Genomic DNA, 22803 nt, shown 5'->3' on the forward strand with positions numbered 1-22803 from the left:
GGAGGACAACGGGACAAGGCCCTCCTCGCCGCCATCATCGTTGCCACCGCAGTGCTCCTGACCGCCACCGCGCTGCGCGACAGAAGACGCCGGGAAACCGGACGCGAGCAATGACAGCAGCCCGCCACGACAGGTAGCCGCCCCACCTATCCGGTTGGTGGCTGCCTGTCCATCCCAGACCGGTAGCCGCTAACCGGATAAGACCAGGACAGGAAAAGACACTGCCGGCAACCCACGAGTAAGAGAAAGGCGTGGTCCACCCCATCCACAGGGGCCACGGGCCACGCCGCCACCACAAGACTTCCCTCCGGGCAACACCCAAACACCCGCCCGGAGGGAACACCAAACCGGACGCCGGCGACGGGACCAACAACCCAAACCAACCAACCCCGCCGCCGACGCCCAACCCTAAACACAACACCAGCCACCCAATATTCATCGAGTTTTCTCTGGGAAAACATTCAAGGGCGGACGATAGCATGAATGATGTGTCTTCCCGTTCAAAATCTCGCACCAGTTCCCACCCCTTCAAATCCTTCGCTGCGACCTGCAAACGCAAGTGGCGCAAGGCCGGCGTACCCGCCAAAGTCGGGGTGGTGTTCGGCGGTATCGTTGCCGTAATCTGCGTCATGGCATTGGTTATGGGTCTGATTCGTATGGTTCAGTGGCATGTCGAAGTCACCAACGCTCAGAAACGACAGGAAGAACTCGTTCAGAAATACGATTTCGACCCCGGCAACATCATTTCCGACGCACAATTCTTCAACCCTGATGCGATGAGCCAGGCCGAAGTGCAGGCCTTCATCATCAAGCATGGCCCGAACTGCACTTCGCCGAACTGCCTGCCCGTCAAGACCTTCGACACCACCGACATAGCCGCCAACAATCTTTGTAAGGCCTATAAAGGGGCCAAAGGCGAATCCGCGAGCGCCATCATCTACAAGTCCTCGCAGGCCTGCGGCGTCAGCGAAAAGGTGCTCCTGACCGTGATGCAGAAAGAGCAGCATCTCATCGGTTCCGCCAATCCCACTGATTTTCAATACAAGGCCGCCATGGGCCTGAGCTGCCCGGACGACGCCGACTGTGACCCGCAATATGCCGGTTTCTTCAATCAGGTCTACGGCTCGGCAAAGCGCTTCAAGTACTATCAGGCCCACAAAAGTCAATACGGTTATCACGTGGGCACGCTCAACTACGTGCAGTATCACCCAAACAAAAGCTGCGGCGGCACTCAGATCTATATCCGCAACCAGGCCACTGCCCTGCTCTACGTCTACACGCCCTACCAGCCCAACTCAGCCTCGCTCGCCGCGGGCATGGGCGAAGGTGACTCCTGCTCCAGCTACGGCAACCGCAACTTCGCCCTGATCTACAACAACTGGTTCGGAGACCCGCGCAAGTAGCTGGAATTTCAGCATATCGAGCATTCTCCGATAGTATCCGGTATCATCAAATATAAGTCGACCTTATACAATCAGCTTCATCCCGATACGACAGTCAGGAGAAATGATGGAAACAGTGTGGTTCACCATCGCGCTTGGCGCATGCTTGACTTTTTGGGTGGCACTGATATGCGTGAATACGGCTCACAGAGAGCAGGAAAAGACGAAACTTAACACCGCACTAAGGGTGTTTCTGTATCTCGTGCTTTTGGGCTATCCGGCTGTAACGATATTGTTCAAGCCACTGCGACCATTCGCACTGTGGAATATCGCATTGACCTTCGGCGTAGTAGATAGCAAGGAAAATAGCAACGGCATCTTCTATATCGCCGGGCTCATGGCCATTGTTCTGACCACGCTGTTCATTTTTTGGTATGTACTCGTCTGGCAGAGCCGTCGCCATCACGATGAACATCCAGAACATACGGAAACCAATGCCATTGAGAATGACAAAGCAAAGCAGGATGAGGACAGTTGCGCTGAAACCGCCTAAAACATCAGCGCAACTTCATTCAACATCTCGCGATTCCTACATCTCGTCCGACCATAGAATCTCAACATTAATAGAAACCGCGATATAAGTCTCCGTTCCGCTCCATCTTGAATCGGAAAGCACGTTCATCACAGCTTCGGCAGGAACTTCTCCAGCTCGTAGCGAGTGACCTGGCGGCGGTAATCTTCCCATTCCTGGCGCTTGTTGCGCAGGAAGTATTCGAAGACATGCTCGCCCAAAACGCTGGCGACGAAGTCAGATTTCTCCATCACCTTCAGGGCCTCGTCAAGGTCCTCCGGCAACGGCTCGATGCCCATCGACTTACGCTCCGCGTCGGTCAGATCCCAGACCGCGTCGCTGGTGGGCTCGCACAGCGTCATCTTCTGCTCGATACCGTCGAGGCCACTGGCCAGCAGCACTGAGAAGGCCAGGTACGGGTTGGCCACCGGGTCAAGCGCGCGGTATTCCATACGCGCCGAATTGCCCTTGCCAGGCTTGTACTGCGGGATGCGCAGCAGGGCGGAACGGTTGTTGTGGCCCCAGCAAACGTAGCTCGGAGCCTCATTGCCACCCCAAAGCCGCTTGTAGGAGTTGACGTACTGGTTGGTGATCGCGCTGATTTCGCGGGCGTGGTAAAGGATGCCAGCGGCAAACTGACGCGCAATCAGCGACATGTTGAATTCCTGTCCGGCCTCGTAGAACGCGTTCGAATCGCCTTCGAAGAGACTCAAATGGGTATGCATGCCGTTGCCGGGTTCGTCGGTCAGGGGCTTGGGCATGAAGCTGGCATGAATGCCACGCTCGAGCGAAATCTCCTTGACCACGGTACGGAAGGTCATGATGTTGTCGGCCGTGGCCATCGCGTCGGCGTAACGCAGATCAATCTCGTTCTGGCCTGGGCCGGCCTCATGATGCGAGTATTCGACGGAGATGCCCATCTGCTCGAGCATGTTGACGGCGGCGCGACGGAAGTCCATCCCTGGGCTGCGCGGCACGTGATCGAAATAGGCACCGTGGTCAACAGGCTTTGGCGCCGCTCCCCAATCGTCCTGCTGCTCGAAAAGATAGAACTCAATCTCAGGATGAACGTAGAAGGTGAAGCCCTTCTCTTTGGCCTTTTCCAGTTCCTGCTTCAGCACATGCCTGGGGTCGCCCAGAGACGGCTCGCCGTCGGGGGTCAGAATGTCACAGAACATGCGGGCGGTGCCTTGCGGGCCGTCGCGCCAGGGCAACAGCTGGAAGGTGGATGGGTCCGGCTTGACGATCATGTCGTCTTCGGAGACACGGGTCATGCCCTCAATCGCCGAACCGTCGAAACCAAGACCTTCCTCGAAAGCGTCCTCAAGTTCGGCCGGAGCGATGGCCACGGACTTCAGCGTCCCCAGCACGTCGGTGAACCACAAACGAATAAATCGCACATCGCGTTCCTCAACGGTACGCAAGGCGAATTCTTGCTGTTTATCCATAATTACTATGGTCTCATGGCATTATTACATTTCAGTTAAACCTGCGCGTTATGCCAACGATTTTGCCGTTTCCGATTCGCTATCGACGTTCCCAGGCCTGTTCGATTTCGTCAAAGTGCAACGCGGCGGTATTCGGTACGAGCAACTTGGCGTGGCCAAGCTCATTCGGACTGCCGACACCGACCGAGAACGCACCGGCGGCGTTGATGGCGGTAATACCAGCAACAGAATCTTCGAGACCAACGCAATCATCGGAGTCAACGCCGATTTCGGAAGCCGCCTCCAGGAAGATGTCAGGCGCAGGTTTTCCAGCAGCCACCTTGCTCGGGTCAGCAATCGCGTCGAAGGTATCCGAAAGCCCAAGCTTTTCAAGGATGAACGGCCCGTTCATACTCGCCGATGCCAGCGAAAGCTTCACACCATGCTCTTTCATCTGTGTGATAAGTTCAGGGATTCCGGGAAGGATATCGGCCGAAGTCAGCCCAGCCAAAAGCCTGCGGTACGCCTCGTTCTTCTCGGCGGCCATCGCGTCAAACTGCTCCTGCGGAACGGTGATGCCAAGATAGTTGAGAATCACCTTGAGCGAGTCGACACGGCTGACGCCTTTGGTCTTCTCCTCAAGTTCGTCGGGAAGCTCGCGGTCGAAGTGGTCTTTCACCAGCTTGCGCCAGGCCTGGAAATGATAGACTGCAGTATCGGCGATTACGCCATCCAAATCAAAAAGCGCACCCTTCATAAACTCTCTCTTTTCTTTTTGATAATCACATTCATTAAAGCATGATACTCATGTGACCAATATTCGTATGGCTCGTTTTAGCGTATTACAGCGGAGATATTTCCTACTTGTCTCATCTTCGACTTTTATTCAGCTTATAAAGCCGAATCTGTAAACCCAGCTAGTCAATCCAGTTCAAGACCGAAACTTACCAACTAGATGATTTAACTTGCACTCCACAAACAAACCAGCTTACGAGATTCGGCGTTATTCCTGCCCCGCAAGCGCTAATGCCTCTTTGAGCGTAAAAGCATGGGCATACAGGGATTTGCCGAGAATCGCGGCATCTACGCCAACACTTTCGAGTTGAGCGACCGCACGGATGTCGTCGAGGCTGGAAATGCCGCCGGAAGCGGTAACATGGGCCGGCGTGCGTTCGGCAACCTCGCGCAGCAATGTCAGGTTCGGGCCGTCCATCATGCCGTCGTGGGCGACGTCGGTGACCACATAACGCTGGCATCCCGCCTTATCGAGCATTTCCATGGTCTCGAAGAGGTCGCCGCCTTTGCTGGTCCAGCCGCGACCAGCCAGCGTATGGCCTTTGACATCGAGGCTAATGGCGACTTTGTCGCCGTATTTCTCGATAATCTTGGCCGTCCATTCGGGATTTTCCAGCGCTGCGGTGCCGATATTGACACGTGCCGCACCGGCTTCGAACACCGCTTCAAGGCTGGTGTCGTCGCGAATGCCGCCGCTCATTTCGATATGAACCTTGTCGCCGAGTTTTTCGCCGATCTCACGCAGTTTCGAGCGGTTGTCGCCAGTGCCGAAGGCCGCGTCAAGGTCAACCAGATGAATCCAGCTCGCACCTTCATCGAACCATGTCTGCGCAGCCTCGTACGGGCTGCCATAGTCGGTTTCGGACCCGGATTTGCCCTGCCTCAGACGCACGGCCTTGCCACCTCGGACATCTACTGCCGGAAGCAATGTCAGCATGTTTTCTCCTTCGAATTGAAACGTTCATCCCTATCTCGGCAAACAGACAGCAATACATATTGGAGGCTCTATATGCTTTGAACCTCGACATCACTCCAGTGCCGAATCGTTACATTACAGCGTTGCGGCCCAGTTCTTGAGCAACTGCGCACCCGCCTCGCCCGACTTCTCAGGATGGAACTGAGTGGCCGAAAGCGGGCCACGCTCATAGGATGCGACAAAATGGCTACGTCCGTAATCGCAGAAACCGACCTTTTGCGTAGCAACATCATCGATGGAAGCTTGCGCATGACCGCGATAGCCATCAAGTTCCAAAGAGACTGTATTCGCCGCCATCACAGGCTTTTCAGGAATGGCTGCACTCATCGAAGCGTATGAATGCACAAAATAAAAGCGCTGATCTTCAAGACCATGAAGAATCACGGAATCATCGGGAGCGCTGATCGTGTCCCAGCCCATATGCGGCACCACATCCGCATCAATCAAATCCACGCTGCCATCGATAACGCCAAGACCTTCGGCGGCGGAACCACCTTCCGTGCCCTGCGCGAACATAATCTGCAAACCGACGCACACGCCCAGCACCGGACGCCCCGAAGCAAGCCTGTCGAGAATGATCTGATCGCCGCCCACGGCCTTAAGCCCATCCATGCAGGCCGCAAAAGCACCCACGCCAGGCACTACCAGCCCATCGGCCTCAAGAGCCTGCTGACGGTTGCTGGTCAGGGTCGGCTCAAGCCCGATATGCGCCAGCGCGCGCATCATCGAGCGCACGTTGCCGAAGCCGTAATCGAACACCACCACTGTGGTCATTGCCATTCCCCGTTCTATAGATTTGCCTGAATATTCTAAGTATTGCCTAGATTCTCGCTGCACATCAGAATCATTCACGATACGATATGAATGGTTCTGGCACATATGCCGTTGGCCTGAGTCGCTTGCACAGCAGACCCATCACTTATTCAATGCTGGGCTTGCCGCGTCCACGCGAACGCGTATGGCTGGCAATCACGTCCAAAGCCTTTTTGCGGTCGAAATCAGCGGTTTTCACCACATGTTCCCCGTGTTCTTCAAGCCCTTTGACGTCAACGATGCCCAACATCAGATCTTCGACGAACTCAGGAGTGGTGGTGAACAGTACCGGCGGTGCGAACTGCTGCCCCGGCTCCCCTGCCATGTAGAGCGTGGAAACCAGCTTGTCCGCACGATTGACCGAGAGTACGGCCGGCATGCCGTTGACCACGCTGGTCAGGTCCTTTGCAGCACCTTCCGGCGCATCACCGTCAAGATTGTGCAGAATCGCAACAGCCCCGTTCTCGTCGGCCACACAATCAGCGGAAATATCCGCAATCTGGCAGAACGCAGCGAGCAAATCCGCCGAAATAAGCCTGGTAATCAGCACGGCGACCTTGGCACGGTTGCCGATGAGCCCTTCGAGCTCTTCGTCAAAGTTTATCTGGTCTAGTTCGTCGGTGATTTTGCGATCGGTCTGTTCCGAAGTATTCGTGCCGCTCATACCGGCTTCAGCGTTTGACTGTGATTCGGCATTGCCGCGCGAAACGCTACCTCTTGTACCATCGTCAGGAGCCTTGCCGTCTACGCCCAAATCGTTGGAACCTGCGGCATCGTTATCGTTCGAACTTTTGCCATCCGGGTCATCCGCAAACTCCTTCTCGAAACCAGCCAGTGCCGCTTCGAGTTCTTCGTCGCTGAACAGACCGCCGTTCTCGTCGTTGGAACCATCGGGTTTATTGGCCTTATCGGCATTATCGAAATTTTCGAAGCCGTCGGTTCCCTCGTTGTCGTCACGACGTTCGCTCATCACAGCGCCCCTTTGGTGCTTGGAATGATACCGGCAATACGCGGGTCGGGCTCGACAGCGAAACGCAGTGCACGAGCGAGCGCCTTGAACTCGGCTTCGGCGATATGGTGCGGATCGCGGCCGGCGAGCACTGTCATATGTAGGCAGAGATCGGCATGGAAGGCGATGGATTCCATGACATGACGAACCAGAGAGCCGGTGAAATGTCCGCCGATCATGGCGTATTCAAATCCCTCCGGTTCTCCGGTGCACACTGCATACGGACGGCCGGAAATATCGACCACGGCGCGAGCGAGCGCCTCGTCCAGCGGCACGGTGGCATCGGCGAAACGACGGATGCCGCGCTTGTCTCCCAATGCCTGCTTCAGCGCCTCGCCGAAAACGATGGCTGTGTCTTCGACGGTATGGTGCACGTCGATGTCGGTGTCGCCGCTCGCGCGAATCTTCAAGTCAATCAGCGAGTGCTTGCCGAGTGCGGTCATCATATGGTTGTAAAAGGGTACCGAGGTCTCGATATCGGTTTTGCCGGTGCCGTCGAGATCCAGGCTCAGCTCAATCTTGGATTCGCTGGTCTCGCGCACTATCGTCGCCGTTCTTGCCATGACCGCTCCTTATCGCTCATTCACACACATTTCAACGCTTAACACCATCATAATTCATCACGAAGTCAAGCAGACATTACCACTATTCGTTTTCGAGCTGGCTCAGCACTTCCGTCAATGCCTCGCGGAAGCGGGCCATCTCTTCGTCAGTGCCCATGCACACACGCAGCCAGCCGTCCGGCCCAACAACACGAATCAAAACGCCGCGCTTCAGCAGTTCGTCGAAAATGCGTTCGCGGTTTTCGAATGAACCGCCGAACAGCACGAAGTTGGACTGAGAATCGGCAACCTGAAGAGGCTTGCCATGCCAGGTGAGGGTCTTCAACCAAGCGGCAGTCGCCTCACGTGTTTCACGCAGGTGCTTCACTTGGCTCAGCTGTTCGTCGGTATGTTTGAATGCCGCGAGCGCCGTGGCCTGAGTGACGGCGGAAAGATGGTAAGGCATACGTACGATACGCACGCAGTCGATGATGCCTCGATCAGCCGCCAGATAGCCTACACGAGCGCCCGCAAAAGCGAAGGCCTTGCTCATGGTGCGGCTCACGGCGAGATTCGGATATTTCGCCAGAAGGTCCAGCGCTGTCGGCGTGCCGGGAGTACGGAATTCGATATAGGCTTCATCGACCACAACCACAGGGTGCACACCTTCTGCCGCACCTTCGACCTTCGCGTTTTGTGCGGCTTGCAGGATTGTCTCCAGCTGGTCCATCGGCAGGATGGTGCCGGTCGGGTTGTTCGGGCTGGTCAGCAGAATGATTGACGGCTGCTCACGTTCCATGGCTTCCAGCACGGCATCAAGGTTCAGCGAGAAATCGGGATTGCGCTGTACCGTAACCCACTTGGTAAACGTGTCGCGCGCATACTCGGGGTACATGGAATAGGTCGGATCGGCACCCAGAGCCTTGCGTCCGGGACCGCCAAAGGCTTGGAAAAGCTGGAGCATGATCTCATTGCTGCCGTTGGCGCCCCACAGCTGCTCGATACCAAGTTTTACACCGGACTCGCGTTCGAGATAATCGGCAAACGCCTGACGCAGCGCGGTATGCTCGCGGTCAGGATACCGATTGAGCGTCGGAGCGATCTTGCGGACGTCTTCTGCAATCTCATTAACTACAGCCGGCGCGGGCGCATACGGATTTTCGTTGACGTTCAGGCACACCGGCACATCGAGTTGCGGCGCACCGTAGGGGACCTCGCCGATAAGGTCATTGCGCAGTGGCAGATTCTGCGGAATCGTGTCGGTCATAGTCTGTTCTTCTCTCCTCGCCTTGTGGCGACATACATGTAATGGCATACGTCTGCAATTCCGGCCAATCGAGACCAGAAAATTGCTTGCTGGTAAGCATGAGCCTATACGTCGCCCATGCCCATAAAAATGTCAAAGCGGTTTTGCCAAGCCGAAGACCGGATGGCAAAACCGCTGAAATCTCAACCGAAAGGGCGCTACTTACGCAGGCCGGCCTTGCGCTCCTGATCCTTCAACGTGGCCTTGTCATACGGGTCGTCGACGAAACGGCTCAGCACGCACTCGCCGTGGGCGGGCAGGTCTTCGGAAACGGCGAAGGCATTGATAAGCGAGGCCAGAGGCTTGAGTCCCTGCTCGTCGTATTCGATGACTTCGACAGGCTTCATGAAGGTGTGCACACCGAGACCGCAGGCAAAGCGAGCAGTACCACCGGTGGGCAGCACGTGGTTGGAGCCGGACATGTAATCGCCCAACGGAACCGGAGAATACGGCCCGCGGAAGATGGCGCCGGCGTTCTTGATGCGCGGCACAACCTCGTCGGGGTTCTCGGTCTGGATCTCCAAATGCTCGGCAGCGTAGGCGTTGGCGGCATCGACGGACTGATCAAGTCCATCCGTGAGGATGATGCCGGACTGGCGGCCAGTGATCGATGTGGCGACGCGTTCATGCGACATGGTGCGCGGTACACGCTTATCGAGACTTTCCTGCACCTTCTTGGCCAGCTCTTCGCTATCGGTAATCAGAACGGAACCGGCGAGTTCATCGTGTTCTGCCTGACCGATGAGGTCGGCAGCGACCCAGCTCGGATTGGCGGTCTTGTCGGCCAAAATGGCGATTTCGGTAGGTCCAGCGACTGCGTCAATACCGACGATGCCGGAGACCATGCTCTTGGCCGTGGCTACAAAGATGTTGCCGGGGCCGGTGATCTTATCGACCGGCTCGCACAGCACTTCACCGTCTTGCGGCTCGGAGCCGTTGGCGCCGTATGCAAACATGGCGATAGCCTGTGCACCGCCGACCGCGTAGACCTCATCGACACCCAAAATGGCGCAGGTGGCAAGGATGGTCTTGTTGGGCAGACCGTCATTGTCAGCGCTCGGAGGCGTGGCAATGGCCAACGAAGAGACGCCTGCAACCTGGGCCGGTACGGCGTTCATAATCACGGAAGTCGGATAGACCGCCTTGCCACCGGGCACATACAGGCCGACGCGCTCGACAGGAATCCAGCGTTCGGCGACACGCGCGCCTTCGGCCAAGTCGGTGTAGAAGTCCTTCGGCACCTGCGAGGTGCAGACCTTACGAATACGGCGCACCGATTCCTCGATGGCGGCACGAACTTCGGGATCAAGCTCTTCAAGCGCACTCTGCATTGCTTCAGCAGGCACACGCAGATGGTGCGGACGAATATGATCGAACTTCTCCTCGAAATCACGCAAGGCCGCAGCTCCGCGAGCCTTGACATCGTCGAGGATAGGACGCACAGCACTGCTGGCTTGTTCGTGCCCATTTCGGCACGAGGCATGGCCTCCAGCATCTGTGCGCGGGTGAGGCGCTTTCCGCGCAGATCAATAATTCGCATGGTGTTATTTTCCATACTTGACTATCGTATTCGGCACCAAATACCAATATGAGATACAAGCCACATGCTGAGATAAACCGTGCACGGCGCTCATGATGCGAGACAAAAGTGTCCGAAACCAGGCTCTCTCAACTCAATCAGCCACCCTCAACCTAGGCCTTGCCGGAAACTTTTGCCAGATCTGGTCACTCACGATGCCGGCAGGCAACGCGGGCCGAAAAGAATCTTGATTTCGGCAAAAAGCGTGGTATCGCGCTTGACCCTGAATCTGTCACCGAACGTGAGCACCTGGGCATTGCCGCTGGAATCCATGATGGCGAGCTTGACCTCACAGATGCCGGGATGATGGGTAAGCACCTGCCCGAGCTTCATGACATGTGGCCGGTTCAACGCGGCTTTCGGCAGCGTGATAATCAGCGGACGCTCATCCTCGGCCTCCAGATTGGGGACAGTCATCTCGTTGGCGCGCATGCTTACCGTTTCGTCGCGCTGCTCGACGAAACCGCGAATCTGCACCACTTCGTCGACAGCCATCAGCTCGGCGGCGGAACTATAGGCCTTGCCGAAGAACATGCACTGGATGGAGCTTTCCATGTCTTCGATGGTGACGATGGCCCAAGGGTTGCCCTTCTTGGAGACACGACGGTCCACTGCGGTGATGAGCCCGGCGATGGTGACCTGCGCACGATCGTCCATGTTCGGCGCGCTGTTGATCAGTTGTGCGATCGACATATCGCGTAGACCGTTGAGCACTGCGGTCATGCCGGAAAGCGGGTGATCGGAAACGTAAAGGCCGAGCATCTGCCGCTCGAAATTGAGCTTGGTCTTCTTGTCCCATTCCTCGATATCGGGCACAGAGACCTGGGCGTCGCCCATCGCGTCGTCCTCTCCCCCGTCGCCGTCCAAGCCGGCAAAGAGGTCGAACTGACCTTCCGCCTGCTTGCGTTTGAGGCTAATCACCGAGTCGATGGCGGACTCGTGAATCTGGAAGAGCGCACGACGGTTCGGGTCGATGGAGTCGAAAGCACCGGCCTTGATCAGTGATTCCACGCTGCGCTTGTTGAGCGCTTCCAGAGAGACACGGCGGATGAAGTCCATGAAGTTGACATACTTGCCACGCTTGGTCTCGCGCTCGTCGATGATGTCCTGAACGGCCTTGTCGCCCACATTGCGGATTGCGCCCAGGCCGAAACGGATGATGTTGCCGACAGGAGCGTACTCGAGTCGGGATTCGTTGACATCCGGCGGCAAGACCTGAATACCCATGCGCCTGGCCTCGCCCAGGTAGAGCGCGGTCTTGTCCTTGTTGGTGCGTTCGTTCTGCAGCAACGCGGCCATGAATTCCACCGGATAGTGGGTCTTCAAGTACGCGGTCCAATAAGAGATCAGACCGTATGCAGCGGAATGGGCCTTGTTGAACGCATAGCCGGCGAACGGCACGAAGATGTCCCAAACGTCCTGTGCGGCCTTCTGCGAGTAGCCGTGTTCCTTCATGCCTTCGAAGAACGGCTTCTGTTCCTTGGCCAGCACCTCGGGCTTCTTCTTGCCCATCGCTCGCCGCAGCACGTCTGCTCGGCCCAGCGAATACCCTGCCAGGATTCGTGCCGCGGACTGCACCTGCTCCTGGTAGACGATGAGGCCGTAGGTCTCGTCGAGCACGGGGGCGAGAGCCTCGGCCACCTCGTCGTTAATCGGAGTAATCGGCTGCAAACCGTTCTTGCGTTTGGCGTAGTTGTTGTGCGAGTCCACATCCATCGGGCCCGGGCGATAGAGGGCGATGAGTGCGGATATATCGTTGAAGTTATCGGGCTTGAGGCTCTTGAGCAGAGCCCTCATCCCGTCGCCATCGAGCTGGAAGACACCCAGAGTGTCACCGCGGGTCAACAGTTCGTAGGTTTCCTTGTCGTCCAGCGGAATCTTGGTGTAGTCGATGGGTTCCTTGCCATTGAGCTCGATGTTCTTCAAGGTGTCGCGGATGACCGACAAGTTGGAGAGACCGAGGAAGTCGTTCTTCACCAGGCCAAGCGTTTCGCAGGTGTGGTATTCGAAGGTTGTGGTCACTGTGCCGTCGGTACGTTCCAGCAACGGCGAGGTGTCGGTGATCGGCGTGGCCGACATGATGGTGGCGCAGGCGTGCACACCGGTCTGGCGAATCAACCCCTCGATACCCTTGGCCTCTTCCACAATGCGCTTGGCGTCCGGATCGGAATCATAGAGCTCACGGAACTCACGCGCTTCGGCGTATTTCTTGGAAGTCGGGTCGAACATCTCCTTGAGGCTCGCGTCCTTGCCGTTCTTGCTCGGCGGCAGGGCCTTGACGATGCGGTCGCCCACGGAGAACTCATAGCCCATGATGCGTGCGGAGTCCTTGATGGCCTGCTTGGTCTTGATGGTGCCGTAGATGACGCACTGCGCCACCTTGTCGTGTGCCCGTATTTATCGGCCACGTAGTCGAGTACTCGCTGTCGGCCTTCGGGGTCGAAATCGATATCGATATCAGGCAGGGAGACGCGCTCCGGGTTGAGGAATCGCTCGAAGATCAGACCGTGCTTCAGCGGGTCAAGTTCGGTGATGCCCATGGCGTAGGCCACCATGGAGCCTGCCGCGGAGCCACGGCCTGGTCCGACCATCACACCGTGGGTCTTGGCCCAGTTGATGTAGTCGGCGACCACCAGGAAGTAGCCGCAGAACTGCATCTGGCAGATCACGCCGCATTCGTAATCGGCCTGTTTGTGCACTTCTTCAGGAATGTTGCCGTCGTAGCGCTTCTCGAGGCCCTTCTGCACGTCGTGCAGGAACAGCGAGGTCTCATCCCATCCGTCGGGGCAATCGAACAGCGGCATGAACGCGCCATCCTCATGGTCGTCGAACATGACATTGCAGCGTTCGGCCACTTCCAGCGTATTGTCGCAGGCCTCTGGCAATTCCTTGAAGAGCGCACGCATCTCTTCGGCCGACTTGATGTAGTAGCCGGAACCGTCGAATTTGAAACGATTCGGGTCGTCCAGGTGCGAACCCGAGTTGATGCAGAGCATCGCGTCCTGCGAGCCGCGATCTTCTTCGTGTACATAATGGGAATCGTTGGTGGCGATGATGGGTGCACCGAGGTCCTTGGCGATTTTGAGCAGGTCCTTGGTCACCCGTTTCTCGATCTCCAGGTTGTGGTCCATCAGCTCGATATAGAAATTATCCTTGCCGAAGATGTCTTGCAACTGATGTGCGGCGCGCAAGGCTTCCTTGTACTGGCCCAAACGCAGACGGGTCTGAATAATGCCGGACGGGCAGCCCGAGGTGCCGATGACACCCTTGTGATAACGCTGCAGGACATCGTAATCCATACGCGGCCATTTGCCGACACGTCCCTCTAGGTTGGCTACCGACGAGGCCTTCATCAGGTTGACCAAGCCCTCGTCGTTTTCGGCCCACAGGGTCATATGGGTGATGAAACCACCGCCGGAGACGTCATCACTACGCTGGGCTTCGGTACCCCAATGCACACGGCCCTTGTCTGTTCTCGAAGTTTCAGGTGTGACGTACGCTTCGATGCCAATAATCGGCTTGATACCAGCGTTTACAGACGTGCTCCACATCTCGTAGGCGCCGTGCATGTTGCCGTGATCGGTGATGCCGATAGCCGGCATTTCAAGCTCTTTGGCGCGATTGACCAGGTCGGGAATCTTGGACGCACCGTCAAGCAGCGAATAATGCGTGTGATTGTGCAATTGAACAAAGTTTCCCGATTCAGCCATAGGTTCCACGATACCGACTCGGTCAGACGCATACAGACAGTATCCAATTAACTTTTCCAGCTACACTCATGACGGTCGGAGGGGCGGGCATACCTTATTCGGGACGTTCCTTGGCTAAGCCGTTAAACGGAAAGCTCTGTGAGCTTTCCGTAGGCGAAGTGAGCGCGATGCACGAGCGCGAAGACACGATTTCAAATCGTGTACGACCGTGTCTTATGCCCGAACAAGGCATGCCCGCCCCTCCAACCTCAACCTCACTAATTATTATTTAGCAAAAGCTGTAAGCGTAACACTCTATCTTCACCTATTCTTTTGTACGTTTGACGTCACGCACGATGCTGAGAGCACGCTGGAGATCGGCGGGATAACGGGACGAGACCGTGGTCCAGAGGTGGGTGCGGGGATGGCGGAATTCCAAGCGCATGGCATGCAACCATTGACGTGTCAGCCCCAGGTGTTCGGCCAGCACGGGGTTGGCACCGTACATCGAGTCGCCGACCAACGGATGACCGATGGAGGAGAAATGTACACGAATCTGATGGGTACGGCCGGTCTCGAGGTTCACGCTCACCAGTGTGGCTTCGCTGAACCGTTCAAGTACGTCCCAATGGGTAATCGCCTTTTTGCCCAACGGCGTGACGGTGAAACGGAAATCAGAGACTTTCGCACGGCCGATGGGCGCCTCAATGGTCGCTTTATCGTGAGTAAGGTTGCCCTGCACCAAGGCATGGTAGATCTTGACGACTTCATGGTGGGCGAACTGGCGGCGCATCTCGCGATATGCCAGATCTGATTTGCATACCAGCATCAATCCGCTGGTGCCGACATCGAGTCTACTGACGATGCCTTGCCTGCCAGGAGCGCCGAGGGAGGTGATATGGGTGCCACGCGCCAGAAGGCTGCCCAGCACCGTGGGCCCCGTCCATCCCGCCGACGCATGAGCCGCAACACCAACCGGTTTGTCGACCACGACGACATCCTCGTCCTCATAGACCACGGCCATGCCTTGCGCCAACGGTTCGGGATCCGGATCCTTCTCCACGATATCGAATTCGACGGTGTCGCCGTCGGCCAGTGTTCCTGATTTCGAAATGCTACGTTGTAATACAGATACTTCGCCGTCTTCGATGAGTTCAACGGCCTTCGAGCGTGAGACACCCAGCATCTTGGCCACGGCAATATCGAATCGCTTGCCGACCAAAGCATCCGGAGCGGGCACCAATCGGCTCATCGACCATTCACTCCCCTGCCCTGCGGGCTTTGACTTTGTTCATCACGCTGTTCCTGCGCTTCCTTGGCGCTGAACGGCACACTGGCCAACAACAGGACGACAATCATCACAGCGGCCACGCCAAGTTCGATATCGGCCACATTGCCGACGGACCAGCCATAGTTGAGGAAATCCACCACGGAGCCGTTGAGGAATCCATGGGCAAAAATCACCCTGTCGATAAGATTGCCGAAGGCTCCTGCAAATGCCAGCGTTAGCGCCGCTGTCCACCACAGCGAAATCGTGGTCAGTGCCAGATACACCAACACCACGCAGGCTACCAATGCCACGCAAGAAATAAGCCATGTCACCGACGAGCCCATGCCCAGCGACGCACCGGGATTATGGACCAACGTCAATCCCAACAATTTGGGAATGACCACAACGGTGGTATCGCTGCTCAACGCAGCCTGCGCCCACAGTTTGGTCAGACGGTCGAGTACAAGCGCCGCCACTGCCACGATAACGAAAACGGCCACACGAGTGCGCGGCCGTTTGGGTGATACATTCTTCATATCGATGGCCGAATCAGTCCTTGGACTCTTCCATCTTCTTGTACGTGCTGCCATCGCTCACCTGAGAGACGAGCTGGCCGAGGAACTCGGTAAGGCGCGTACGGTATTCGGTCTCGAACTGCTTGAGGCTCTGGATATTGGCCTCAGCGGTCTTGGACTCCGAAGCCAGATTCTCACGCACCTGCTTGGCGTAAGTATCGGCAGAGGAACGGGTCTTCTGATCGTAATCGGCAGCGCGGCGCTGTACTTCGGACTCATAGGAATCTGCAGCGGTATGCTTCTGCTTCTCATACTCTTCGGCAGCGCCACGGGTCTTCTGCGCATAGGTGTCGGCTTCCGAGCGGGTCTGCTTGGAATAGTCCTCAGCCTTGCCGCGAGTCTGCTTGGCGTATTCATCGGATTCATTGCGAGTGCGGGTGGAATAATCGTTGGCCTTGTTGACCAGCTCCTGATACTTGTTCTGGCTGGCTTCGGTGATTTCCTTGGCCTTAGCCTTGCCCTTGTCAACGTACTGATCGTGCAGCTGCATCGCAAGCGTCAGCATTGCAGTAGCGCGTTCAGGCTCGCTGGCGGCGCCGGCTGCGGCACCCGCGATCTTCTGCAGGCTGCCGGTCTCGGCGCTCGGCTCAATCTTGGAGACCTGGGCACGAAGCTGGTTCTCACGCTGCTTGGACTCTTCAAGCTGACGAGAGAGATCCTGCAGCTGCTTGGACTGCTCGCTAGAGTTGGAAAGCTGCTTCTTGGCCTGCTCAAGCTCACGGGAAAGCTTCTCGTTGCCGCTGCGGAACTCATCGCGTTCACGCTGCACGGCGGCGAGCTGGTTATCGACGTCTTTCTTGCCTGCGGCTTGCGCAGCTTGGGCGGTGAGCTGATCGATCTGCGCGTTCAGGCGATCGACCTGATCCTTCAGCTGCTTGTTCTGCTCAGCCAGGCCCCTGTTGCTTTCCTCAGCCTCGGCGAGCTTGGACGCGGCAACCGTCGCGGCCTGATCGCTGCCATTGCCGGACTGCTTGCTGGCATCCTTGAGCGTCTGGTTCTCGCGGCTCAGCGCCTGAACCTGTGAGGTAAGATCAGAAATCTTCGAGTTGAGCTTGCTGACATCCGGGCCCAACGATTGCGTCGACTGTCCGTTGCCGCCTGCCATAGCCTGCTTGCCAAGAGCTTCTACGGTCTCGGTGACCTGGTCGAGAAAATCATCGACCTCTTCGACGTCGTACCCCTCTTTAAAACGTACGGTTTGGAAGGCATGTTCCCTGATATCCTTCGGCGTTAACAGTGCCATAAACTTTTACACCTCACTTTGGGCATAATGCCTCTAATTTTTATTCTCCGATAAATGCTACACCACCCAGTGTACCCGAAATAAGGGGCTATAATCGGCATAAAGGACGGTTATCTGTCCCACGACAGCTGTGCGGAAGAACCATTCTCTCCGCCTTCGGATTCCTCTCCGTCATTGAGTTGAACAGGCTGAGCCGCTTGCGAATTCGCGGAAGGCCACGGAGAAGGGCTGCTACCGGTGCTGCTACCTGAATTGATAGGGAGGCTTCCTGGGACCCTGCCTTCAAGATAGGCGATGCGTTGTTCTTGCTGAGTCAACGTTTCTGCGACTTCGTCCAGGAAATCATCCACTTCCCGGACATCGTAGCCTTCCTTAAAACGAACCGTCTGAAACGCCTTATCTCGTACCTCTCGTGCAGTCAGTATTGACATAAAGGCCTCTTTTCACCCAGAACTGCTTTCAAACCAACTTAAATCAAATAATCACTTCGAGCACGGCGATGACAAACCACAACACCATCGGCGTAACATCCAGCCCCATGTTGCCAAGCCTGATGGGCGGAATAAAGCGCCGCAGCCAGCGCAGCGGCGGGTCAGTCAACACATAGAAGACATTGATGATCGATCCGAGTACACGGCCCGGACGCCAGCGCGGCGCGAGCACGAACAGCCAATCCAAAAGCACCCTGATAAAGAGCACGGTTCCATAGAGACCAAGGAGCCAACGCAGAATGGAGAGTATGAGAAAAAGCATAGGACCTCAGAACAAGCCGTCGCCGGCTTCATCGGACTGGGACTTTTCGACCTTGATGTTGACCTGGGCAGGGCTCAGGAGGAACACCCTCGGGGTGACGCGTTCGAGCGAACCACGCACGCCGAAAACAACACCTGCCGAGAAATCGACGATACGATAGGCCACCGCTTCGGAAACGTCAGTGAGATTCAGGACCACGGGAATGCCGTCACGAATGGCACGACCGACCTGCTGCGCGTCCTCGTAAGACTTGGGATGGATGGTAGTGATGCGGTTCATGCGTCCGGCAGGGAACGGCTTCGAGGCACGCGAGACCGTCGAGGAATCCTGAGAAGCGGCAGACGTGGTGTGCTGCGTAATCGGCGTCACGGTGCTATCCGAATCGAAATCCGAAGGCGTTGGCTCGTCATCGTCCTGCACGTCGATGTCATCGTCATCGACGACATCGGTCATACCCAGATATGACATCGCCTTTTTCATGTATCCAGCCATCAAAAATCCTTTCGTCTACTTGCTTACCGCAGGAAATCCGGGATATCGAGATCGCCGGGATCATCGGGAGAAGTGGAATTGTCAGGCTCCTCATACGTCGGAGTTTCCGGGGTATGAGACACAGTCGGCGCGTCCAAATCAGGCATTTCGTGTACCAAAGGCTCACTATCGGATCGATAGGAATCGCGTGCCGGGGCATCGTCACGGCGAGACGTGGACTTGGCAGCGGTGACGCTTTCGAGGCTTTCAGTGTCTTTCTTGCTTTCGGAATCGAATCCTGCCGCGATGACGGTGACACGAACCTCGTCGCCGTAAGCATCGTCCAAGGCAAGACCCCAGATGATCTGTGCTTCCGGATGAATGGCCTTGCGCACCAGTTCGGTGGCATCGCTGGCTTCCTGCAGCTTGAGGTCGGTTGGGCCGGCGATGTTGATAAGCGCACCGTGAGCGCCCTCAATGCTCTCTTCGAGCAACGGCGAGCTGATGGCGATTTCGGCGGCCTGGGTGGCACGGTCCTCGCCGCGCGCCGAACCGATGCCGAAGAGCGCCGTTCCTGCACCGCGCAGGATCGCGGTGACGTCGGAGAAATCGACGTGAATGTAGGAGTTCATCGTGATGAGATCGGTGATGCCCTGCACACCGGCAAGGAGTGCGGTGTCGGCGGTCTTGAAGGCATCGACGATGCCGATGGTCTTGTCGGAAAGCTCCAGAAGACGATCATTCGGGATGACGATGAGCGCATCGACTTCCTTGCGCAGGTTCTCGATGCCCAACTTGGCGGAAGCCGCACGCTGCGGCCCTTCGAAGGCGAAGGGACGGGTGACCACAGCAATGGTCAACGCACCCTGCTGATGTGCCGCCCGAGCAACGATGGGGCTTGCACCGGTACCGGTGCCGCCGCCCTCGCCGCAGGTGACGAAGACCATATCGGCACCCTTCAGCGCTTCCTCGATGTCGGACTGGTGATCTTGCGCAGCCTTGGCACCCTTCTCGGGGTCGGCTCCGGCTCCCAGCCCGCGGCTGGAATGATCGCTCAGGGAAATCTTGACATCCGCGTCGCTGCGGAGCAAATCTTTCGCATCGGTATTAATCGCTACAAATTCAACGTTCTGCAAGCCTTCGGCAATCATGCGATTGACGGCGTTGCCGCCGGCACCACCGACACCGACCACCTTGATGCTCGTCTTATCGTTGAAATTGTCATTCTGGGCAATCTCGCTCACCATAGTCTCCTGTCACTTCACGGTTATGCCTATTACTCTATCGCAGAACACGCCTATGTTAAGACTATTTCCCGGTGTGTACCACATCTTTTTATATTTTTTATCGATCAGTAACTGGCATCCATCGGGTCATCGCCGAAAAGCTGCTCGCGTTCCTCGTGGGTCGTGGTGCGTGAATCGAACCAGCCGTAGGGAACGTGGACCTTTTTCGCGTAGCGAACACGGCCGCGGGGCTTGTCGGTGACACGTTCCGGATATGTGATGGATGGGTCAAGTTTGTCCATCACGTTTTTGACATCGGCCAATGTTTCGGATTCCATGAACTCACGACGGGTATTGCCGCCGACGGGGAATCCCTTCAAATACCATGCGATATGCTTACGCAGATCGTGCACAGCCATCGTCTCGTCGCCGTCGTAGAAGCGCAGCAACAGTTGGCCGTGGGCCATGATGATCTGGAAGACACCACCGAGCGTGGGGCTGAAGCGCTCGTCGGAGCCGGCGAAGGCATGCTTGATATCGGAGAAAATCCAGGGCCTGCCTTGGCAGCCACGACCGACAGCAACGCCGGCGCAACCGGTTTCACGTACCATTTCCAGAGCATCCTCGGCACCCCAGATGTCGCCGTTGCCGAAGACCGGAATATCTACGGCTTGGACGAGCTCAGCGATACGGCTCCAATCGGAGTGGCCACCATAATATTCGGCGGTGGTGCGCGCATGGAGCGTGACGGCCGCGCATCCTTCATCCTCCGCGATACGAGCTGCATCAAGGAACGTAGTGTGGTCTGCATCGATGCCGACGCGAATTTTTGCGGTCACGGGGATGTTCGCGTCGCTACACACCTCAACCACGCGGTGAACAAGTTCACGGAACAGGTCGGTCTTCCACGGCAGCGCGGAACCGCCGCCACGACGCGTGACCTTCGGCACCGGGCATCCGAAGTTCAGATCGACGTGATCAGCCAGATTGCCGTCGACCACCATCTGCGCGGCCTGGGCGGTGATGTTGGGATCGACACCATAGAGCTGGAGCGAACGAATCTTCTCGGTGGGCGCGAAACGGCAGAGACGGAAGGCCTTGGGATTGCGAGCGACCAGCGCACGAGCAGTGATCATTTCGGCCACATACAGACCATCAGGACCATACGCGCGGCACAGAGAGCGGAATGGCCAGTTGGTGACGCCAGCCATCGGAGAGAGCACGACCGGAGTCTCGATATGCAACGGTCCCAAATCGACGGGCGCAATCTTCGGCAACGGTTTGCCATCATCCTTGGCTTCGTATTCGCCGTCCTGTGCACTGGTTTCGCTCGAATCAAGCCCGGGCAACTCCTTGAGCACCTCGTCCCAACCATCATCAAACCGCTGCCGAGCTTCCGAATAATCGACCTTACTCAGCCATTCCTTAAAATCCTTCACGTATCACCTATTCTCAATCACAACTTATTGAAACGAAATCTAACTGACGTGGTGGGGCGGGGATATGCGATGTCCGACACGCTCCAGGCCGCTCAGGCCAAGTCTTTACGGTCTGACATCGCATATCCCCGCCCCACCACTCAACGGTATTATTGTTAGTTCAAATAGCTATTAGTAGAGACCGCCAGCCTCTGCGACCTTAACCGGGGCGGACTCATCGACGCCAGACTCCTTGGCGAAGTCCACGCCGCCGTCAGCTGCAGTGGTGCCAACGATGGAAGCCGGGCCTTCGGGATAGCGCACGCGCTTCTCGCCGATACGGTCGGCCACGTACTTGGCCACGTTGTCGAGGTCGACGCGCTCCTGCTTCATCGAGTCACGCTCACGGATGGTGACCGCGTGGTCGTCGGCGGTATCGAAGTCAACCGTGATGCAAAGCGGGGTACCAATCTCGTCCTGACGACGGTAGCGGCGGCCGATGGCTCCGGCCTCGTCGTAGTCAATCATCCAGTCGTGCTGGCGCAGTTCAGCGGCCAAGTCATGGGCGATGCCTTGCAACGGCGCCTTCTTGCTCAGCGGGAAGACGGCGGCCTTGACCGGCGACAGGCGCGGGTCGAGACGCAGCACAGTGCGGCGGTCGACGCCGCCCTTGGTATTCGGTGCCTCGTCGACGGCATAGGCGTCAACCAGGAAGGCCATGAGCGAACGGGTCAGACCCGCAGCCGGCTCAATGACGTAAGGAATGTACTTCTTGCCGCTGGTCTGGTCGAAGAAGGCCAGATCCTCGCCGGAATGCTCCTGATGTGCGGAAAGATCGAAGTCGGTGCGGTTGGCCACGCCTTCAAGCTCGCCCCAGTCGGAGCCTTTGAAACCGAACTTGTATTCGATGTCGACGGTGCGCTTGGAATAATGCGCGAGCTTCTCCTTGGGATGCTCGTAGTGGCGCAGGTTCTCCGGGTTGATGCCGAGGTCGGTGTACCAGCGGGTACGGGTGTCGATCCAGTACTGGTGCCACTCTTCGTCGGTGCCGGGCTCGACGAAGAACTCCATCTCCATCTGTTCGAACTCGCGAGTGCGGAAAATGAAGTTGCCGGGGGTGATCTCATTGCGGAAGGACTTGCCCATGTTGGCGATGCCGAACGGCGGCTTCGAACGCGAAGAGGTCATGACGTTCTTGAAGTCCACGAAGATGCCCTGGGCGGTCTCCGGACGCAGATAGTGCAGCGAGTTCTCGTCGTCGACAGGACCCAGATGCGTACGCAGCATCATGTTGAAGTCGCGCGGTTCCGTCCACTCGCCGCGAGTGCCGCAGTCGGGGCAGACGATGTCTTTCAAGCCGTTCTCGGGCATCTTGTCACCGTGCTTCTCGGCATAGGATTCCTCGAGCTTATCGGCGCGCTGGCGCTTGTGGCAGTTCAGGCACTCGATCAGCGGGTCGTTGAAGACCTTGACATGGCCTGAAGCCTCCCAAACGGCGGAAGGAAGGATGATCGAGGTATCGACACCAACCACATCGCCGCGGGTAACCACCATCGAGCGCCACCACTCGCGCTTGATGTTGTCCTTGAGCGCGACGCCGAGCGGACCATAATCCCATGCGGAACGTGTGCCGCCGTAAATCTCCCCGCAGGGAATACGAAACCACGACGCTTGGCCAGCGATACGACTTCATCTAGTTTGGATTGAGCCACGACACACCTTCCGCTTTCGGCTTTAAACAGCCATTTCATGACATTT

At 57.1% G+C, this 22803-nt stretch carries 17 protein-coding genes and 3 pseudogenes; 2 read left to right on the plus strand and 18 right to left on the minus strand.

Annotation, left to right across the window (positions count from 1 at the left end; genetic code table 11):
• The first annotated feature begins 479 nt into the window (after window positions 1-479).
• Both OZX57_RS06205 and OZX57_RS06210 read left to right on the plus strand, forming a co-directional pair.
• Window positions 480-1403 (plus strand): hemagglutinin, encoded by a 924-nt coding sequence (locus tag OZX57_RS06205; protein ID WP_277161828.1) that lies wholly within the window; start codon window positions 480-482, stop codon window positions 1401-1403.
• 103 nt (window positions 1404-1506) lie between these two features.
• Window positions 1507-1935, plus strand: a complete 429-nt coding sequence (locus OZX57_RS06210; RefSeq protein ID WP_277161829.1) for a hypothetical protein — start codon at window positions 1507-1509, stop codon at window positions 1933-1935.
• Window positions 1936-2063: 128 nt separating this feature from the next.
• On the opposite strand, the gene glnA is transcribed toward OZX57_RS06210, so the two are convergent.
• The 18 genes and pseudogenes from glnA to OZX57_RS06300 form a co-directional block, all read right to left on the minus strand.
• The gene (gene glnA / locus OZX57_RS06215) at window positions 2064-3401 is read right to left on the minus strand and encodes a type I glutamate--ammonia ligase (protein WP_277161830.1); all 1338 of its coding nucleotides are present in this window, start codon (window positions 3399-3401) and stop codon (window positions 2064-2066) included.
• A gap of 79 nt (window positions 3402-3480) precedes the next feature.
• The gene (pgmB, locus tag OZX57_RS06220; protein WP_277161831.1) at window positions 3481-4137 is read right to left on the minus strand and encodes a beta-phosphoglucomutase; all 657 of its coding nucleotides are present in this window, start codon (window positions 4135-4137) and stop codon (window positions 3481-3483) included.
• Between the two features lie 246 nt (window positions 4138-4383).
• On the minus strand, window positions 4384-5112 hold the full coding sequence (gene priA / locus OZX57_RS06225) for a bifunctional 1-(5-phosphoribosyl)-5-((5-phosphoribosylamino)methylideneamino)imidazole-4-carboxamide isomerase/phosphoribosylanthranilate isomerase PriA (RefSeq protein ID WP_277161832.1): 729 nt from the start codon (window positions 5110-5112) through the stop codon (window positions 4384-4386).
• Window positions 5113-5226: 114 nt separating this feature from the next.
• On the minus strand, window positions 5227-5925 hold the full coding sequence (gene hisH, locus OZX57_RS06230) for an imidazole glycerol phosphate synthase subunit HisH (protein ID WP_277162970.1): 699 nt from the start codon (window positions 5923-5925) through the stop codon (window positions 5227-5229).
• A gap of 145 nt (window positions 5926-6070) precedes the next feature.
• Window positions 6071-6934: a hypothetical protein gene (locus tag OZX57_RS06235; RefSeq protein WP_277161833.1), complete on the minus strand. Its 864-nt coding sequence runs from the start codon at window positions 6932-6934 to the stop codon at window positions 6071-6073.
• The gene (gene hisB, locus OZX57_RS06240; protein ID WP_277161834.1) at window positions 6934-7536 is read right to left on the minus strand and encodes an imidazoleglycerol-phosphate dehydratase HisB; all 603 of its coding nucleotides are present in this window, start codon (window positions 7534-7536) and stop codon (window positions 6934-6936) included. The genes OZX57_RS06235 and hisB overlap by 1 nt, the downstream gene beginning before the upstream one ends.
• 82 nt (window positions 7537-7618) lie before the next feature.
• Window positions 7619-8782, minus strand: coding sequence for a histidinol-phosphate transaminase (locus OZX57_RS06245; protein ID WP_277161835.1), 1164 nt, complete (start codon window positions 8780-8782; stop codon window positions 7619-7621).
• A 197-nt stretch (window positions 8783-8979) separates the two neighbouring features.
• A pseudogene (hisD, locus tag OZX57_RS06250) lies at window positions 8980-10376 on the minus strand (histidinol dehydrogenase).
• Between the two features lie 174 nt (window positions 10377-10550).
• Window positions 10551-14110: pseudogene (gene dnaE / locus OZX57_RS06255) on the minus strand (DNA polymerase III subunit alpha).
• 304 nt (window positions 14111-14414) lie between these two features.
• Window positions 14415-15341 carry an RluA family pseudouridine synthase gene (locus OZX57_RS06260; RefSeq protein WP_277161836.1) on the minus strand — a complete coding sequence of 309 codons (927 nt, stop codon included), beginning with the start codon at window positions 15339-15341 and terminating at the stop codon, window positions 14415-14417.
• Complete coding sequence (locus OZX57_RS06265) at window positions 15338-15895, minus strand: signal peptidase II (RefSeq protein WP_277162971.1); 558 nt, start codon at window positions 15893-15895, stop codon at window positions 15338-15340. Before OZX57_RS06265 ends, OZX57_RS06260 begins: the two co-directional genes overlap by 4 nt.
• Before the next feature lie 13 nt (window positions 15896-15908).
• Window positions 15909-17177 carry a DivIVA domain-containing protein gene (locus OZX57_RS06270; protein ID WP_277161837.1) on the minus strand — a complete coding sequence of 423 codons (1269 nt, stop codon included), beginning with the start codon at window positions 17175-17177 and terminating at the stop codon, window positions 15909-15911.
• 110 nt (window positions 17178-17287) lie between these two features.
• Complete coding sequence (locus tag OZX57_RS06275; protein WP_277161838.1) at window positions 17288-17608, minus strand: DivIVA domain-containing protein; 321 nt, start codon at window positions 17606-17608, stop codon at window positions 17288-17290.
• Window positions 17609-17651: 43 nt separating this feature from the next.
• Complete coding sequence (locus OZX57_RS06280; RefSeq protein WP_277161839.1) at window positions 17652-17930, minus strand: YggT family protein; 279 nt, start codon at window positions 17928-17930, stop codon at window positions 17652-17654.
• 6 nt (window positions 17931-17936) lie between these two features.
• Window positions 17937-18422 carry a cell division protein SepF gene (locus OZX57_RS06285; protein ID WP_277161840.1) on the minus strand — a complete coding sequence of 162 codons (486 nt, stop codon included), beginning with the start codon at window positions 18420-18422 and terminating at the stop codon, window positions 17937-17939.
• Window positions 18423-18445: 23 nt separating this feature from the next.
• Entirely contained in the window at window positions 18446-19648 is a 1203-nt protein-coding gene (gene ftsZ / locus OZX57_RS06290) for a cell division protein FtsZ (RefSeq protein WP_277161841.1), read from the minus strand.
• Between the two features lie 104 nt (window positions 19649-19752).
• Window positions 19753-21066, minus strand: coding sequence for a tRNA dihydrouridine synthase DusB (gene dusB, locus OZX57_RS06295; RefSeq protein ID WP_277161842.1), 1314 nt, complete (start codon window positions 21064-21066; stop codon window positions 19753-19755).
• Window positions 21067-21237: 171 nt separating this feature from the next.
• Window positions 21238-22757 (minus strand): annotated as a pseudogene (locus OZX57_RS06300) (glycine--tRNA ligase).
• Between the last annotated feature and the right edge of the window lie 46 nt (window positions 22758-22803).

The organism is Bifidobacterium sp. ESL0682 (assembly GCF_029392815.1).
Taxonomy (GTDB): Bacteria; Actinomycetota; Actinomycetes; order Actinomycetales; family Bifidobacteriaceae; genus Bifidobacterium.